General features: G+C 66.8%; 14 protein-coding genes. 10 read left to right on the top strand and 4 right to left on the bottom strand.

Annotated features, from left to right (window positions below; translation table 11 throughout):
- Window positions 1-21: 21 nt before the first annotated feature.
- The 9 genes from FIV35_RS13200 to FIV35_RS13160 are packed head-to-tail and all read left to right on the top strand — an operon-like array spanning window position 22 to window position 9,755.
- On the top strand, window positions 22-1,383 hold the full coding sequence (locus FIV35_RS13200) for an MBL fold metallo-hydrolase (RefSeq protein ID WP_034137608.1): 1,362 nt from the start codon (window positions 22-24) through the stop codon (window positions 1,381-1,383).
- Window positions 1,380-2,921, top strand: a complete 1,542-nt coding sequence (locus tag FIV35_RS13195) for a thymidine phosphorylase family protein (protein ID WP_034137607.1) — start codon at window positions 1,380-1,382, stop codon at window positions 2,919-2,921. Before FIV35_RS13200 ends, FIV35_RS13195 begins: the two co-directional genes overlap by 4 nt.
- On the top strand, window positions 2,918-3,817 hold the full coding sequence (locus FIV35_RS13190) for a ribose-phosphate pyrophosphokinase (protein ID WP_034137606.1): 900 nt from the start codon (window positions 2,918-2,920) through the stop codon (window positions 3,815-3,817). The genes FIV35_RS13195 and FIV35_RS13190 overlap by 4 nt, the downstream gene beginning before the upstream one ends.
- Before the next feature lie 53 nt (window positions 3,818-3,870).
- Complete coding sequence (locus FIV35_RS13185; RefSeq protein WP_034137605.1) at window positions 3,871-4,515, top strand: DUF6629 family protein; 645 nt, start codon at window positions 3,871-3,873, stop codon at window positions 4,513-4,515.
- Entirely contained in the window at window positions 4,512-4,766 is a 255-nt protein-coding gene (locus tag FIV35_RS13180) for a hypothetical protein (RefSeq protein ID WP_009516033.1), read from the top strand. Before FIV35_RS13185 ends, FIV35_RS13180 begins: the two co-directional genes overlap by 4 nt.
- Window positions 4,763-5,794 (top strand): hydroxyacid dehydrogenase, encoded by a 1,032-nt coding sequence (locus FIV35_RS13175; protein WP_034137604.1) that lies wholly within the window; start codon window positions 4,763-4,765, stop codon window positions 5,792-5,794. The genes FIV35_RS13180 and FIV35_RS13175 overlap by 4 nt, the downstream gene beginning before the upstream one ends.
- On the top strand, window positions 5,791-7,413 hold the full coding sequence (locus FIV35_RS13170; RefSeq protein ID WP_034137603.1) for an ABC1 kinase family protein: 1,623 nt from the start codon (window positions 5,791-5,793) through the stop codon (window positions 7,411-7,413). Before FIV35_RS13175 ends, FIV35_RS13170 begins: the two co-directional genes overlap by 4 nt.
- A gap of 27 nt (window positions 7,414-7,440) precedes the next feature.
- A complete protein-coding gene (locus FIV35_RS13165; protein WP_023098524.1) occupies window positions 7,441-8,496 on the top strand; it encodes a type II glyceraldehyde-3-phosphate dehydrogenase in 1,056 nt (351 codons plus the stop codon).
- Window positions 8,493-9,755, top strand: coding sequence for an MgtC/SapB family protein (locus FIV35_RS13160; RefSeq protein WP_023098523.1), 1,263 nt, complete (start codon window positions 8,493-8,495; stop codon window positions 9,753-9,755). The genes FIV35_RS13165 and FIV35_RS13160 overlap by 4 nt, the downstream gene beginning before the upstream one ends.
- A gap of 8 nt (window positions 9,756-9,763) precedes the next feature.
- Here the strand turns inward: FIV35_RS13160 and FIV35_RS13155 are convergent, their stop codons facing one another.
- Window positions 9,764-10,594, bottom strand: a complete 831-nt coding sequence (locus FIV35_RS13155; RefSeq protein ID WP_003090276.1) for an SDR family oxidoreductase — start codon at window positions 10,592-10,594, stop codon at window positions 9,764-9,766.
- A gap of 105 nt (window positions 10,595-10,699) precedes the next feature.
- On the opposite strand from FIV35_RS13155, the gene FIV35_RS13150 reads away from it, so the two are divergent.
- Window positions 10,700-11,302 (top strand): TetR/AcrR family transcriptional regulator, encoded by a 603-nt coding sequence (locus FIV35_RS13150; RefSeq protein ID WP_034137602.1) that lies wholly within the window; start codon window positions 10,700-10,702, stop codon window positions 11,300-11,302.
- Between the two features lie 175 nt (window positions 11,303-11,477).
- Here FIV35_RS13150 and FIV35_RS13145 read toward each other — a convergent pair whose 3' ends face one another.
- From FIV35_RS13145 to FIV35_RS13135, 3 genes are all read right to left on the bottom strand, one after another.
- The gene (locus FIV35_RS13145; protein ID WP_034137601.1) at window positions 11,478-13,907 is read right to left on the bottom strand and encodes a phosphoketolase family protein; all 2,430 of its coding nucleotides are present in this window, start codon (window positions 13,905-13,907) and stop codon (window positions 11,478-11,480) included.
- Window positions 13,908-14,013: 106 nt separating this feature from the next.
- Entirely contained in the window at window positions 14,014-15,342 is a 1,329-nt protein-coding gene (locus FIV35_RS13140) for an SAM-dependent methyltransferase (protein ID WP_034137600.1), read from the bottom strand.
- A 154-nt stretch (window positions 15,343-15,496) separates the two neighbouring features.
- Window positions 15,497-15,949, bottom strand: coding sequence for a MerR family transcriptional regulator (locus tag FIV35_RS13135; protein WP_009516039.1), 453 nt, complete (start codon window positions 15,947-15,949; stop codon window positions 15,497-15,499).
- Between the last annotated feature and the right edge of the window lie 60 nt (window positions 15,950-16,009).

Genomic DNA, 16,009 nt, shown 5'->3' with positions numbered 1-16,009 from the left:
CAACATCCTTGGAGACCTACCATGCAACTTCAGTTTCTGGGTGCCACCGGCACCGTGACCGGTTCCAAATACCTGCTGCGCCATGGCGACGCGACCATTCTGGTGGACTGCGGTCTGTTCCAGGGATTCAAGCAGCTGCGCCTGCGCAACTGGGAGCCGCTGCCGGTCGCGCCCAAGACCGTCGACGCGGTCGTGCTCACCCACGCCCACATCGACCACAGCGGCTACCTGCCACTGCTGGCGCGACAAGGCTTTCGCGGCCGGGTTTACTGCACGTCCGCGACGCACGAGCTGTGCAAGATCCTGCTCACCGACAGCGGCCATCTGCAGGAGGAAGAGGCGAAGTTCGCCAACCGGCACGGTTTCTCCAAACACCAGCCCGCGCTGCCGCTGTACACCCGTGAGGACGCCGAGCGCTGCCTGAAGCTGTTCGCGCCACGTCCGTTCTCTCAGGACTTCGAGGCGCTGCCCGGACTCACCGCGCGGTTGACGCCTTCCGGGCACATGCTCGGCTCGGCCTTCGTGCACCTCAACGACGGCCGGCGATCCGTGCTCTTCTCCGGCGACATCGGCCGGCCTAACGACCCGGTGCTGCGCTCGCCGGTGCAGGTCCCCGGCGCCGACTACCTGCTGGTGGAATCCACCTACGGCAACCGCAAGCATGAAGCGTCCGACGCACTGGCGCAGCTGGAGACTGTCATCAACAAGACGGCCGCCCGTGGAGGGGTCGTGGTCATCCCCGCGTTCGCTGTCGGCCGAGCGCAGAGCCTGATGTACGGCATCTACCAGCTCAAGAAGCAAGGGCGCATCCACCAGCACCTGCCCGTGTACCTGGACAGCCCGATGGCCATCGATGCCACACGGCTGTACCACGCCCATCGCGACGAGCACCGGCTCTCGCCCGAGGAATGCGAGGGCATGTGCCATGCCGCGAAGATCGTCAACAAGGTCGAGGATTCCAAGGCGCTCAGCGCCGGTCGTGGACCGATGGTCATCATCTCCGCCAGTGGCATGGCCACGGGAGGACGCGTGGTGCACCACCTCAAGTCATTCGCGCCCGACCATCGCAACACCATCCTGTTCGCCGGCTACCAGGCGGGCGGCACCCGTGGCGCCGCGATCGTGCACGGCGCGTCCACCGTCCGCATCCATGGCCAGGACGTGCCGATCCGCGCCGAGGTGGCCTCGCTCGACAACCTTTCCGCCCACGCCGATGCCGACGAGATCCTCGCGTGGATGCGCGGCTTCACGCAAACACCGCGCCGAACCTTCGTGACCCACGGCGAGCCGGAGGCGGCCGATGCGCTGCGCGCGCGGATCGACCATGAACTGGGCTGGTCGGTTGCCGTGCCCGAGTACCTGCAGACGGTGGATCTGGTATGACGGCGCACCTGCACGAGACCGGCACCGGAGAGGATGGCGTGAACACGCTGCAGGCGTGGCGCACCGGCATCGACACCCATCAGGAGCCGGTGGTCTACATGCGGCGCGACTGCCCTGTCTGCCGGTCGGAGGGTTTCACGACCCAGGCGCGCGTGCAGCTGACGGCCGGCCGCCGCAGCATCGTGGCGACGCTCAGCGTCGTCGATGGGAATTGGCTGGCCGAGAACGTCGCTGGCCTGTCCGAATCGGCATGGGCGTCGCTGGGGGCGCAGCCGGGCCAGCTGGTCACGGTGACCCATGCACCGCCGCTGGATTCGCTCAGCCATGTCCGGGCCAAGGTCTACGGCAATGCCCTGGGCGATGCCGAGTTCAGCGCCATCATCTCCGACGTCGCGGCGGGCCATTACTCGGACCTGCATCTGGCCACCTTCATCACCGCCTGCGCCGGCGATCGCCTGGACCTCGCGGAGACAGTCTCGCTCACGAAAGCCATGATTGGCGTCGGTGACCGCATCGATTGGGGGCGCCCGCTGGTGGTGGACAAGCATTGCGTCGGCGGCCTGCCCGGCAACCGCACGACCCTGCTCGTGGTGCCCATCGTGGCCGCCTGCGGCCTCACGATGCCCAAGACCTCCTCGCGCGCCATCACCTCGCCGGCCGGGACGGCCGACACGATGGAGGTGCTGGCGCCGGTGAACCTGGATGTGCCGAGCATGCGGCGCGTGGTCGAACGCACGGGCGGCTGCATCGTCTGGGGCGGCTCGGTACGGCTCAGCCCCGCCGACGACATCCTCATCCGCGTCGAGCGGCCGCTGGACCTCGACAGCGAGGGCCAGCTCGTCGCCTCGGTCCTGTCCAAGAAGGCCGCCGCGGGCTCGACCCATGTGCTGATCGACCTGCCCGTGGGTGCCACCGCCAAAGTGCGCAGCGCGCAGGCCGCGGCGGCGCTCGGTCGGCGCCTGCAGGAGGTGGGCAGCGCCATCGGCCTGCACGTGGCCTTGCGCGTCACCGATGGTGAGCAGCCGGTCGGCCGCGGGATCGGCCCGGCACTGGAGGCCCGCGACGTGCTGGCCGTCCTACAAGGGACGCCCGAGGCCCCGGCCGACCTGCGGGAGCGAGCGTTGCGGCTGGCGGCGGACATCCTCGAAATGGGCGGTGCAGCGCCCGCCGGCGGCGGCCTGACGCTCGCCGCGCAGGTGCTGGCCGACGGCCGCGCCTGGGCCACGTTCCAGGCGATCTGCGCTGAGCAGGGCGGCCTGCGCAGCATCCCGGTGGCAACGCATCGGCACACCGTCGCATCGCCGTCCACGGGACGGGTCTCCCGAATCGACAACCGGCTGCTCGCGCGGGCGGCCAAGCTCGCCGGAGCACCGACCGCCGCTGCCGCCGGCATCGACGTGCATGCGCGCCTGGGCGACCAGGTCGAAGCGGGACAGCCGCTCTTCACGCTGCACGCCCAGGCGCCGGGCGAACTGGCCTATGCGCTGCAGTTCGTCCGCTCGCGCCCACCGATCTTCCAGATTTCGGAGAACCTATGAAACCTCTCGTTTTTCACCTGCCGGGCGACGAAGACTTCGCCGATGGACTGATCCGGGCGTTGGGCGCGCAGCGGGCTGCCCTGCAACTGCACCGGTTCCCGGACGGCGAGTCGCTGGTGCGGCTGGACGCCGACGTCACCGGCCGCACCGTCGTGATCGTGGCCAGCCTGGCCCAGCCGGACGCCAAGGCGCTGCCCTTGTTGTTCGCCGCGGACGCAGCGCGCGACCTCGGCGCCACCCGCGTGTTGCTGGCTGCCCCGTACCTGGCGTACCTGCGTCAGGACCGGCGCTTCAACACGGGCGAAGCCATCACGTCCCGCACGTTCGCTGCGCTGGTGTCGACGGTGTTCGACGGTATCGTCACCGTCGATCCCCATCTGCACCGCTACCGCTCGCTCGGCGAGGTCTACCGGGTGCCGACCCGTGTGGTCCAGTCCGCGCCCGCCATCGCGGCCTGGGTCGCAGCCCATGTGGACCGTCCCGTGTTGATCGGACCCGATGCGGAAAGCGAGCAATGGGTCCAGGAAGTCGCGCGCTTGGCTGGCGCGCCGTTCACGGTGTTGCAGAAGATCCGCCGGGGCGACAAGGACGTGGAGGTCAGCCTTCCCGACACCGCGGCCCTGGCAGACCGCCAGCCCGTGCTCATCGATGACATCGTGTCCAGCGCGCGCACGATGATCCAGACAATCGCCAGTGTGCGCAGCGTGGGATTGCCGCCACCGGTGTGCATCGGGGTGCACGCCCTATTCGCCGCCGACGCGTACCACGCACTTCTTGCGGCAGGACCCCAGCGGGTGGTGACCTGCGACACCGTGCCGCATGTCTCCAACGGCATCAGCGTGGTGGCACCGCTGGCGACAGCGGTGCAGGAACTGATGGAAGCCGGCGCGCCATGAGCCGCTGCGCCGCGCTCGCCATGACGCTCACGATCGAGGGGAGATGACTGCCCATGTGCTTTTCCGCACCCGCCAGTTTCACGTCCGCAGCGGTTCTGCTGGGCCTGGGGACCGTCACCATGCGCCGGGCCCGCTCACGGCGCGAACTGCCGTATGCCGCCATCCCGCTGCTGTTCGGGGTCCAGCAACTGCTCGAAGGCATGCTGTGGCTGACGTTCCCCGACCGCGCGCCCTTGCTGAACGTGGCGCTAACGCATCTCTACTCGTTCTTCTCGCACGTCCTGTGGCCGATCTACGTCCCGCTGGCTGCGCTGGCGCTGGAGAGCGTCCGTTGGCGCCGTCGGGTTCTGGTGGCCATTGCAGTCGCGGGCGCGCTCGTCGGTCTGTACCTGCTGGCGATGCTGGTGAAGCTGCCCATCACGGCCCGCGTGGTCGGCCAGCACATCCTCTACGACTCTCCGCACTTCTACGTGATGACCACGATGGCCCTGTATCTGATCGGCACCTGCGCAAGCCTGATGGTTTCTAGCCACCGGCGCGTGGCGGCTTTTGGGGTGGCCGCCTTTGTCTCCGCAATCGCCGCCTACATGTTCTATGCAACCTGGTTCATCTCGGTGTGGTGCTTCTTTGCCGCTGTGCTCAGCTTCATCGTGCTGTGGCAGTTCCGTGAGCCCCGAGCGAGGCTGGCCGTGCCATGACGAATCCTCCGGCCAGATTCAAGCCCGCACTGGCCTACGCGGACTGCGGCCGCACGCAGGGCCCGATGCGCCGCGCGGCGTTCTTCACGGTTCAGTTGCTCGACGGATTCGAGACCATGCGCGATGCGGTCGCCGGCCGGCTGCCGACGGTATTCGCGCAAGCGGAACTCGCGCAAGGCACCAAGACCGGGCACTTCATCGCCGCGTTCTGCATCCTGTCCCTGCACCGGGTAATCGAGGAGGGCTCATGACCGCACAAAACCGTCTGTCCGTTCTGTTCTCCGACATCGCACCGGCGGACCAGGCCGCGCTGCAGCAAAGGCTTCCGACCCACTGGCACGCGCACTTCGTCCAGAACGAACGCCTGGTGGTATCCGATGTCGGCGATGAAGACACCGAGGTGCTGTGCGTCTTCGTGCGCACGCGCGTTGACGAATCAGTGCTCCGGTTGCTGCCGCGCGTGCGGCTCGTGGCAACGCGCTCCGCGGGCTTCGATCACATCGACCTGCAGGCTTGCCGCCGACGCGGCATTGCCGTGTGCCACGTGCCGGACTATGGGTCTGCCAGCGTCGCCGAACATGCCTTCGCGCTGCTGCTGGGCGTGGCTCGCCATCTGACACAAGCCCACGAGCGGGCGCGCCAAGGTTCTTTCGCTTACCGCGGCCTCACCGGCTTCGAGCTGGAAGGCAAGACGCTGGGCATCGTCGGGCTGGGCCGGATCGGGCGCCACGTGGCCCGTATCGCCCTGGGCTTCGGCATGGAAGTTCTCGCGTACGACCCGGCCCTCGCCCCATCGCTCGACATCACGGCAGCACCCATCGCCGGCGTCCGCGTGGTGACGTGGGAGCAGATGCTGCAAAGCAGCGATGTTCTGAGCCTTCATGTTCCGGCCACGCAGGCCACGCACCACCTTCTCGATGGCCAGGCCTTCGCGCGCATGAAACCGGGCATGGTACTGATCAACACGGCACGGGGTGCGCTCATCGACGAGGCCGCCCTGCTGCACGCACTGGAGGCAGGTACCGTCGCCGCAGCAGGACTGGACGTGCTGGAACAGGAAGGGGATCTGTCTCCCGAAGTGCCCACGGGCTGCGGCGGACTGGGTTGCGATACCGGCTGGTCGGCATCCAGCCCACTGCTGACGCATCCGCGTGTGCTCGTGACACCGCATGTCGGGTTCAACACGTCGGAGGCGATCGCGCGCATCCTCGACGAGACCATCTCGAACATCGCAGCCTGGCATGCGGGCCGCCTGCGCAACAGGTTGGATGAGCCATGACGCGACCGAACCGCCCCGTTTCCACCGTGCGTCTTGCGGGCCGCCCAACGCAACGCTCGGCGCTGCGCCGGGCCACGCAGATCGCTATGGCCCTGAGCGGGTTCCTGCTCTGGGTGGCCTGGCACCGGGGCCTGATGCGCTGCGATACCCACCGGGCGGCCGACCGCTTCGCCGAAGTGCTGCAGCGATTGGGCACGACCTTCGTGAAGCTGGGCCAGCATCTCAGCCTGCGGGCCGACATTCTGGCGCCCGATGCGCAAGAGGCTCTGGCCAGCCTGCAGGCCAATGTGGCGCCGTTTCCTCCCGAGCAGGCGGTCCAGGAGGTCGAGGCGGCGCTCGGCCGCCCATGGCAGCAGGTCTTCGCACGCTTCGACATGCACGCGCTCGCCGCGGCCTCGATCGCCCAGATTCATCGTGCAGCCCTGCCGGACGGGACGGAAGTGGTGGTGAAGATCCGCCGCCCTGGCGCGGCCGAGCAGGCCGAGACCGACATGCGCATCCTGCGCCGCATCGTCCTGGTCATGCAGGGGCTCGTGCCCTCGCTGCGTCGCTGGGGGCTGGCAGCCATCGTGGACGAGGTTGCGGCCAACTTCCGCTACGAGATGGATTTGTCGCGCGAGGCAGCTTCCGTGCGACGTTTCGCCGACGCCTGGCGCGGCTCTGCCGACATCGTGATCCCCGACGTGGTGGACGGCCTGTGCACGCCGACCGTCATGGTCCAGCAGTTCAGCCACGGAGCTCACCTGCACGGTCTGCCTTCGTCCACCGCGGTGGCGGCCGCGGGCAAACTCGTGGACAGCTACGTCGCCCAGATCTTCCGCGATGGCTTCTTCCACGGCGACCCCCATCCCGGCAACGTCTTCGTGATGGACGATGGCCGCATATGCCTGCACGACTTCGGCATCGTGGGCCGGGTCGACGGCAACATGCGGCGGGCGCTGGTGGCGTTCGCCCTGGCCTTCGTCGAGCAGGATGCCGAATGGGTGGTCGATGCCTGGCTCGACCTGGGCCTGCTCGGCGACGGCACCGATCGGGCCGTGTTCGTGCCTGTCGTGCGTGCCCTGGTCGCAGACTGCGCACAGAGGCCGCTGAAGGACTGGTCGCTCTCAGGTGCTCTCGCGCAGCTCGTGGCGGCGGGCCGGACCCAGGAAGTCCGGCTGCCCAGGGACCTCCTCGTGCTCACGCGTACCCTGTTGTTGCTCGAAGGGACGGTGCGCCTGCTGGCACCCGAGTTTTCCATCATCGAAGCCATCTCTCGCCACACGACCACGGGCGTCTTCGACGAGCCCAAGTCTGCGGCATCGCAGCGTCTGCCCTATGAACTGGGGAACGCGGCCCACGCCCTGCCCTCCCTGCTGGCGCGGCGTCTGCACAGCGTCTTGCGGCAGGGTGACCTGCTGCAACTGTCGATCAAGCCGGATGCCAGGATGCTGAGCGGGATCGACCGCCTCGGCCGTCGCGTCGCGCTGGCGCTCGTGACGCTCGGCCTGTACATCGCATCGAGCTTGTTGATGCAGCACGGCGTGGGCCCGCGCTGGGGCGACATGCCGGTACTCGCGCTGCTGGGCTATGCGCTGGCGATCCGGTTCACGTTTTCCATCGCGCGCAGCCGCGGCTGAGGCGCCTCATCAAGCAAGGAGTCAGGCATGAACAAGGTCAGAGTGGCGGTGAACGGATACGGTGTGATCGGCAAGCGGGTGGCGGATGCGGTCGCACTCCAGGAGGACATGGCGCTAGCCGGCGTCGCGGATGTGGTGCACGACTATCGCCTGCAGGTGGCCGCGCAGCGCGCTTTCCCGATTTACGCGGCGACCGCTGAAGCCGCACAATCGATGCGTGCTGCGGGGCTTCCTGTCGCGGGCGATCTGGCCGACCTGCTCGCCAACGCGGACGTCGTGGTCGATTGCACACCCAAGAAAGTCGCCGCGGTCAACAAGAGGGCGTACGACGCTGCCGGTGTGAAGTCCATCTTCCATGGCGGCGAGTCCCACGCGTTGACCGGTCATTCGTTCGTCGCGCAGGAGAACTACGCAACCGCGATCGGCCGCACCTCCACCCGGGTGGTGTCCTGCAACACGACGTCGATCGTGCGCACCCTCGGGGCGCTTCGGACAGCGGGCCTGCTCAAGCGAGCCCGCGGGACGCTGATCCGCCGGGCTTCCGACCCGTGGGAGGCGCATGCGGAGGGCATCATCAACACGCTCGTGCCGGAGAAGACGATCCCCAGCCATCAGGGACCGGACGCGCGCACTGTGATCCCGGACCTGGACGTCGTCACGATCGCGGTCAAGGCGCCGCACAACAGCAGCCACCTGCACACCTGGTGGGTCGAACTGACGAGGCCGGCCACGCGCGACGAGGTGCTGGCGGCCTTTCGCGCTGCGCCACGGATCGCGTTCGTGCGATCCTCGGATGGTCTCGTGGCCCTCAACAGCACGGTGGAACTGATGGCCGATCTCGGCCGCCCGCGCGGCGACCTGTGGGAGGTCGCGTTGTGGGAGGACGTGCTTTCGGTCGAAGGCGATCAGGCGTACTACACCTACCAGGTCTTCAACCAGGCGATCGTGATTCCCGAAACCATCGATGCCATTCGCGCCTTGAGCGGCATCGAGACCGATCCCCAGGTGTCGATGGCGCGCACCGATGCTTCGCTGGGACTGCAGCGTGATTTCATCCGCGACCGCGTCCAGGTTCGACGATGAGTGAATTCGATGATCCCGCGCTGGTCGGGCTCGGGCTGGCACTCGCTTCGGGACTTCTGATCGGCCTGGAACGGGGATGGCAGCAACGCGAGCGGCCCGAGGGACATCGCGTCGCGGGCGTTCGCACCTTTGCGCTGATCGGCCTGCTCGGCGGCCTTGGCGGGCTGCTGGCCCAGCGCTGGGGAGCCGGCATGCTCATCGCGCTGCTCGTACTCGTCGGGGTGTATCTGGTGGTGGGCTACCTGGTGACGGCGCATATGCATGCCGTGATGGGACTGACCACGTCCGTCGCCGCCCTTGCGACTTTCGCCATCGGGGCGCTGGCGACCAGTGGCGCTTGGCGCGTTTCGGCGGTCGCCGCCGTGGTCGTGCTGGCGCTGCTGCGTTTCAAGCAGCTCTTGCACGCCGGCGTCGGCAAGCTGTCCGAGGCGGAGATCAGCAGCGGCACGCAGTTGCTGTTGATCAGCGTGGTCGTACTGCCCGTACTCCCTGATCGTGGCTTTGGCCCCTATGAGGCGTTGAATCCCTATCGCCTTTGGTGGGCCGTTGTCCTGCTGGCAGTGCTGTCGTTCGCTGGGTTCGTCCTGATGCGCTCGCTCGGCAGGAAACGAGGGCTGGTATTCACAGCGCTGCTCGGCGGGATCGTGTCGAGCACCGCCACCACGGCCACGTTGGCGCGCTGGGCCGGGCAGACGCCAGGCTGGCGTCCACTGGCAGCGGCGGGGGCGGCGCTCGCCTGCGCAGCCATGTTTGCGCGCATGGCGGCTCTCGTCGCCATCGCAGCCCCCGGCATCGGCTGGGACCCGGTGGTCATCTTCGTGGCCATGGCCGTGGCTGGCGGTGTTCTGGGGACGTTCCTGGCGGCGCGGTCGCCCGCCGACGACTTGCCCGAACTTCAGCTTGGCAACCCATTGCAGCTGCGCTCCGCGCTCCAGTTCGCAGCCTTCCTGGCCGCGGTGATGCTGGCAGGCCGCTTTCTTGCCGATCGCTTCGGGGATGCCGGCGTCATGCTGACCGCCGCTGCCTCGGGTCTGGTGGACGTCGATGCGATCACGCTCTCGATTGGCCGCCTGGTGACCGAGGGCGCCGTCACCGCCGCTTCGGCCACCCTGGCCTTGTTCATCGCCGCATCCGTCAATCAGGTCACCAAACTTGTCCTGTTGATGTCGCTGGCCGGTAGGGCGCTCGCATGGAGAGTGCTGCCGTCGTACGCGGCCATGGCTGCTGCTGGCTTTGCCGTCGCCCTGGGCTTGACCTGAAACAGCGATCAGCTATCGAAGGCCACCGATCGCGCCAGACTCTCCTGCGCTTCAAGAGCAGACAGCCTGCCCTTGAGCGCCGCCTGGATGACGCCGAAGGCGTCACCGCCCAGCGCCACCCGAAGCGGTGGCTTCTCGCTCGTGGCCGTGTCGAAGATCCGGTGCGCGATCTTCTGCGGATCGAGCGTGTACAACTCGTCACCCGCGTTCTCGAACATCGCGCGAATCTGTCCAGCAGGCGTGTCCTGATAGGCGGGGTTCGCCAGCGCGTACTGCAAATTGCGGCTGAAGCTCGTGCGTGCGCCGCCCGGTTCAATGAGTGTGACGAAGACCCCAAACCCCTCCAGTTCCTGGCGAAGGCATTCGCTGAAGCCTTCCAGACCCCATTTTGCGGCGTGGTAAAGACTGCTGGTCGGCAGGGAGCCTTGGCCACTGGCGCTGGAGATTTGGATGATCCGACCGGCTCGCCGTGTGCGCATGGCGGGAATGAAAGCCCGCGTGACGTGCACCGGCGCCAGCAGGTTGAGGCTGATCTGCCCTTCGATGTCCGCGTCGGAAAACTCTTCGGTGGCGCCGATGATGCCACCGCCGGCGTTGTTGACCAGGACATCGACCGGGCGGCGGGCCTCGGCGCGCTGGACCACGGGTGCGATGTCCCCCTTTACGGTCACGTCGAGCCGTTCGACAACGAGCTGGTCACCGTAGCGTGCTGCCAGGTCGTCGAGCGTCTCGGGACGCCTGACGGTGGCCGTGAGGTCATCCCCCGAAGCCAGGATGATTTCAGCAAGATGGCGACCGATGCCGCTGGATGCGCCGGTGAGGAACCAATGTCTGGACATAAATGCACTCCTGTGGTTTACTTACCAACTAGTTTGTAAGTTAATGGCGCCCGTGTCAAGCGATGATGGGTGCTCGGATGAAATGTTGTTGAGGAGTAACGGCCCATGGCCAAGAGACGTCCCGCCGAGACCCAGCAAATGCTGCTGGACGCTGCGCTGGGGGAATTTGCCGAGAACGGGCTGGCGGGGGCACGAATTGACCGGATCGCGGCGGCTGCAGGCATCAGCAAGCCGATGCTTTATGTCCATTTCGGGGACAAGGAGGCTCTCTTCGACGCCGTGCTCAGCCGGGAAATCCTCGCCGCGGCGCAGGACGAGCGCTTCGATGCGGACGATCTTCCCGGCTATGCAGGGCGCACCTACGATTTGCTCACCGAGCGGCCGCACCTATGGCGGCTCATGACCTGGTTCCACCTGGAGCGAGGCCAAGAAGTGCTCCTGCTTCCCGCCGGTCACAGCGTACTGGAAGCCAAACATGCGGCCATCACCGCTGCCCAGGCGGAAGGACGCATCACCGCGGATTTCACGCCTGATGAGATCGTGCGACTGGTAGCGACGGTCGTGCAAACGTGGTGCATGGCACCGGCGGCGAGGGATTCGCAGGAGCACGAGGCGCGCAGACGGGCGATTCAGTTGGCGATTGCGCGGATGCTGTCGCCTGGCGAATCCCCCCTCCAGCGCGGGAAAATGGTTGACGCCTCGCGCTGAACCCGGACAAGGAAGTGCTACTTGGCACGGGAGGACGACATTCAGGCGCGACGTGGCCATCGGTCCCACAGCCATTCGTCAGACATCCGAACCCAGTGCGACCTGGCAACGCACATGCAGGAGCAGAGTGCGTCGGCGCAATCAGCGCATGGTCGTGGGTCGTGCTGGAAGGGGGTTAAGCCGAGACCGTGATGACGCGCGGGTCGCCACGCCCCTGCACGGCCGCCCACTCCTCGGCGCTCAGCAAGCTCTGCGGATCGACACCGAGCCCTTGAGCGGCCTCCGCCGCGACGTGCGCCCACGTGCAACGGTTCGCGAACAGCATGCCGGCCACATCGAGTGTTCCGCCGCGCGCCTGGTAGCCCAAGGCACGGGTCTGCCGCGCCCCTGTATCGATCCGGCGCATCAGGCCCAGCGTCGGCTCGGGTCGCATGTGCGAGACGATGACGCGCACGGCGGCAGTCTCCGGGAACAGGGCGCGCAAGGCCTGGTCGCCGGCCACAAAGTCCTGCTCGCGTTCGTCGCGGGGTGCTCTGAAGCGGCCCGGCTCGATGACGCAGGTCACTGCGGTCCGATGTCCAGCGGCTTCGAGGCGCCGCCCCGCAAGCAGGGCCTGCTGTAGCTGGTATGCGCCGATGGCAACCAGCAACACCTCGGGGGCGTCGCAGGGCTTCACCACCCAACCACCCTGATCGACCAAGCGTTCGGCCTGCTCGGCACTCAACTGGCTGGCGACGGCCCGCTTGGGAACGACCAGCGTCCAGAACTGGCCATGCGAGGCGTAGGCCGCGCGCAGCGCCGCAACGGCACTGTTGGCATCGACCGGGAACAACACGCGCGAGGTGTCGGACATTTCGCCCAACAGCGCTTCGGCCAGCGTCGGATCCTGGTGCGACTGCTCGTTCTTGCCGTTCTCCCAGGTGTGGGACGTCGCAACCGTGACCACCGACAGCCATCCGGGTGGTGTGCCTGCCTGCGCCTGATGTCGCGCGAACAGGATTTCCTGGCGCAGCGCGCCCAGCATCTTGACGGCAAATGCCTCGTAAGAGACGACCAAGTTGATGCCGCCCTTGTTGCCCAGCGCCGCGCTGACCACCGCTTCTTCGTTGAGCGCCGTGATCACGGCGCCATCGACGGCCTCCGCCAGGCCCGGTTCGGGCGTGAAGACGCGGTGTTTGAGCAGGTCCAATGTCTGGCCCATGCGGTTGCTGCGCAGCTCGTCCGGATTGCCCACCCGCGGACGCAGCTGTGGGTTGGCTTGGACGAGGGCCGCGAAGGCTCCGTCGAGTGCCGCCATTGGCGAGACCTCGCCCTGGCCCGCAACATGCCACTGCGGAACCGGAAGTCTGGGGGCCGCCACCTGGCGGTGCGCCAGGGCATGGTCCCGCTCCAGGGGACGATGCTGCACTTCGTGCTGGCACAGTAGTGCCACCGCTTCGTCGAGTTCGTGCGACGGCACGAAGAGAGCGCGAGCACCCTCGTTGAATTGCTGAAGCGCTATCTGGTCGACCCGGGGGTTCCCCTCCAGCGGGAGGTTGTGCGCGGCATTGGTTCCAGCACCGGGGAAGCCGAATCCCTTGGGCGCTTCGGCGATGGTGTAGTGGAGGGGTACCGGGTACTGAACGGTGCCCTGCGAAACTCCAGCCGCGCAGGCCGACAACCGCTCCTCCATCGCGTGAACGGCCCAGGCGAACGCGGCGGGGTCGGTGCCGTCGATCTCCATCGGGTCGAAGCCGTTCAGCCGCAGATGCTGGTGGAACCATTCTCGGCCCCCCTGCTGCTGCATGGTGCTGCGCTGTTCGATGCGGCGACCGTTGAGGATCATGAACGGAGCCACGAAGCCGCTGTCTTCTGCCCGCCACCAGCGCGGCGCCCAGTCACTGCCACGCTGCTCCTCGAAAGCGCCGTCGCTGAGGAACACCACCAGCCGCTCGCCGGGCAAGGGCATGTGCACGTACTGCAGTTCGGCAAAGCCGAGATAGCCGCCCTCGGACAGACCGCCTGCCGTATTCGGGCCGACGTGGCTGCCCAGCGGCGAGGCGGGACGCCCCTGTGCGTCGATCGCGTAGCTATAGAAATCCCGGGCAAAGCGCGTGAGGCCGCTTTCGCTGCGGTCGTATCTCTCGGCGTGGCGCGGCGTCATGTTGCCCACCAGAAGGTTGCAGGCATCGATGCCCGCGACGCAATGGCCCTGGCCCATCAACCAGCCACGCGTCAACCCACTGAGCGCGTTCGCGGCCAGGTAGCCGACATAGGCCGGCACGATGTTCAGCGACCCACCGGTATGCCCCTCCGGCGTCTCCTTGAAATCCTCGGCTCTCATCCCCCGGCCATCGGGATAGACCCGGTCGGCATAGGTCATGTGAACCGTCAACCACATGCCTGCCACGGCCAGGCGGTCCGCCGCCCACAGCGTGCGATACACCGCGGTTGTGTCGCTCGCCTTGCCTTCGGCAACCAGCACCTGTGCGAGATCGTGGACTCGCAGTTGCGTGAGATCGTTGTGGGTGATGGGGCCGTGGCCGCGCGCCCAGCGGGCGAACTCGGGATCAGACTCGCGGAACACGCGGACGCGCTCGGCGACCCAGGGAAGCTCGTGGTTCATGTGGAAAGTCCTTGAGAGCCGGCACGCAGGTAAGCGCGACGGCGAGATTGGGAAGGCTGGCGTCTGCGATCGTCTTTCGCGCGCCAGCGGCACGGCCATCTAGCGTTCATGGCTGGTGTTCTCCATAAAGATCAGAGCGGGTCAAGGGCACGGGCCAGCTTCCGCCGTCGCGTTTGGACGCGACGATCTGGTAGATCCCAGTTCCCCCGGCCTCGAATTCCAGTGCACACGCCGCCATGTACAAGCGCCAGATGCGGAAGGTCACCTCATCGACCTCCCGCAAGGCCTCCTCCCGGCGCGCTTCGAGCCGCTGGACCCAATGACGCAAGGTCAGCGCGTAGTGGGGTCGAAGACCTTCGACGTCATGGATCTCGAAGCCGGAGCGCTCCATCCCTAGCTGGATATTGCTGACGCAGTCCAATTCGCCGTCGGGGAAGACGTAGCGGTTGATGAACTCGGTCGCGACGGTTCGGTTCCAGCCCTCCTCGTCATGGGTGATCCCATGGTTGAGGAAGAGTCCTCCTGGCCGCAAAACCCGCTGGACCACGGCGTAGTAGGCCGCTAGGTTCGCGAGTCCCACGTGCTCGAACATGCCAATGCTTGACACCTTGTCGAAAACGGCCGTGCCTTCGAGGTCACGGTAGTCGCGCAGTTCAACAGTGACGAGATCCTGCAGGCCCTCCGAGCGGATGCGCTCGCGCGCGTATTCGAGTTGCTGTTGGCTGAGCGTGATGCCGTGCGCACGGACGCCATGTTCTCTTGCCGCCCAGCATACGAGCGCGCCCCAGCCGCAGCCGATGTCGAGCAGGCGTTCGCCTCGCTGCAGACGCAGCTTGCGGCAGATGTGCTCCAGCTTGTTGCACTGAGCCTGGTCCAGCGTGTCATCCGTCGCCTTGAAATAGCCACATGAGTAGACCCTCTCGGCATCGAGCCAGAGGCCATAGAACGCGTTGGACACATCGTAGTGAAAGGAGATCGCGGCCTGATCGGTTTGACGCGAATGGCGATGGGAGAAGCGACGTGCGACGCGCGAGGCCAGACTCCGCGAGGGCTTCAACCCGTCCTGGTCGGACACGCGCAGCAGCAGTGCGTCGCGCAACAGGGCCAGTTTGTCGCGCCAAGAGAGCGAAAACTTCTCGAAATGCGCCTTGAGCCCGAGCGCGGTGTACAGGTCTCCCTCAATGTCGATGGTGCCGCGGAAATAGGCTTCCGCCAGCAGCAGCGGATCCGGGCGCAGGACCAAGCGACGCAGCAGGCCCGGGTCACGGATGATCAGGGTGTATTCCGGGTGCGATTCGAGCTCGTGCAAGAGCATATCGCCCAGACGCAACGCCGGCGGGCGCTCGATGCCGGCCAGCAGCCGGCGCAAGATCCGTAGCGCGGCGGCATATCCGTCGGGCGATACGGTTCGATCCCGTGTCGTGAGGTGGCTCATCGGGGGCGCCTCGCTCGCTCGTGTGCAGCGGATGCTGCGAAGTGGATAGACGACTCACACTTGGCGCTGGCGTGATCGGCACGACCACAACCGCTGCACCGCATGTACGTAGAGCGTCGTGATGCCGGGGAATGTCGACGATGATCAGAGCGATTCATGCGCGTACACGACGGGACTTCGCGCGCACCGAATTGCGCTGAACGTCCGCATCCGCTCCTTCGATCAAGCCGCAGACGGAATGGCCATCCGGGACGCCGTCCGGCAGCCGCTTCCAGTCGCGCTCTGCCTGCTGCATGCGGCGATGCAAATCCGTCGCCTCCTTCAGCCGCCGGGCCTGCTCGTCAAGCCGTTCGCTCAGCAGCGCCCGCGCGCGCGGACAAGGCGATGCACCCCGCTGGCTCATCTCGACAAACTCTGCAGCGTCCTTGAGCGTGAAGCCGAGGGCCAATGCATTGCGTATGAAACGCACCCGGGCGACGCTTCGATCCGAGAATGCGCGGTAGCCGTTCGTGCCCCGGCCATCGGGCACCACAAGCCCCACCCGAAGGTAGTGACGCAACGTGTCCGGTGTGACGCCTGCCGCCTTGGCGCATTCAATGAGTTGCATCACCATCCTCCAGCAAGGTTGTCTTGAATCCCTTCACTTTCGAGCGAGTTTGAACCCAGG

This window comes from Pseudomonas rhodesiae (assembly GCF_007858255.1).
In the GTDB taxonomy this organism is placed as follows: domain Bacteria; phylum Pseudomonadota; class Gammaproteobacteria; order Pseudomonadales; family Pseudomonadaceae; genus Aquipseudomonas; species Aquipseudomonas rhodesiae.
Note: the sequence above shows the minus strand (reverse complement) of the source record. Positions and strands in the feature narration are given on the sequence as shown.

Excerpts from the sequence above, each read along its gene's own strand:
- FIV35_RS13200 (WP_034137608.1), top strand. The coding sequence starts at position 22 with ATGCAACTTCAGTTTCTGGGTGCCACCGGCACCGTGACCGGTTCCAAA.
- FIV35_RS13195 (WP_034137607.1), top strand. The coding sequence starts at position 1,380 with ATGACGGCGCACCTGCACGAGACCGGCACCGGAGAGGATGGCGTGAAC.
- FIV35_RS13190 (WP_034137606.1), top strand. The coding sequence starts at position 2,918 with ATGAAACCTCTCGTTTTTCACCTGCCGGGCGACGAAGACTTCGCCGAT.
- FIV35_RS13185 (WP_034137605.1), top strand. The coding sequence starts at position 3,871 with ATGTGCTTTTCCGCACCCGCCAGTTTCACGTCCGCAGCGGTTCTGCTG.
- FIV35_RS13180 (WP_009516033.1), top strand. The coding sequence starts at position 4,512 with ATGACGAATCCTCCGGCCAGATTCAAGCCCGCACTGGCCTACGCGGAC.
- FIV35_RS13175 (WP_034137604.1), top strand. The coding sequence starts at position 4,763 with ATGACCGCACAAAACCGTCTGTCCGTTCTGTTCTCCGACATCGCACCG.
- FIV35_RS13170 (WP_034137603.1), top strand. The coding sequence starts at position 5,791 with ATGACGCGACCGAACCGCCCCGTTTCCACCGTGCGTCTTGCGGGCCGC.
- FIV35_RS13165 (WP_023098524.1), top strand. The coding sequence starts at position 7,441 with ATGAACAAGGTCAGAGTGGCGGTGAACGGATACGGTGTGATCGGCAAG.
- FIV35_RS13160 (WP_023098523.1), top strand. The coding sequence starts at position 8,493 with ATGAGTGAATTCGATGATCCCGCGCTGGTCGGGCTCGGGCTGGCACTC.
- FIV35_RS13155 (WP_003090276.1), bottom strand. The coding sequence starts at position 10,594 with ATGTCCAGACATTGGTTCCTCACCGGCGCATCCAGCGGCATCGGTCGC.
- FIV35_RS13150 (WP_034137602.1), top strand. The coding sequence starts at position 10,700 with ATGGCCAAGAGACGTCCCGCCGAGACCCAGCAAATGCTGCTGGACGCT.
- FIV35_RS13145 (WP_034137601.1), bottom strand. The coding sequence starts at position 13,907 with ATGAACCACGAGCTTCCCTGGGTCGCCGAGCGCGTCCGCGTGTTCCGC.
- FIV35_RS13140 (WP_034137600.1), bottom strand. The coding sequence starts at position 15,342 with ATGAGCCACCTCACGACACGGGATCGAACCGTATCGCCCGACGGATAT.
- FIV35_RS13135 (WP_009516039.1), bottom strand. The coding sequence starts at position 15,949 with ATGCAACTCATTGAATGCGCCAAGGCGGCAGGCGTCACACCGGACACG.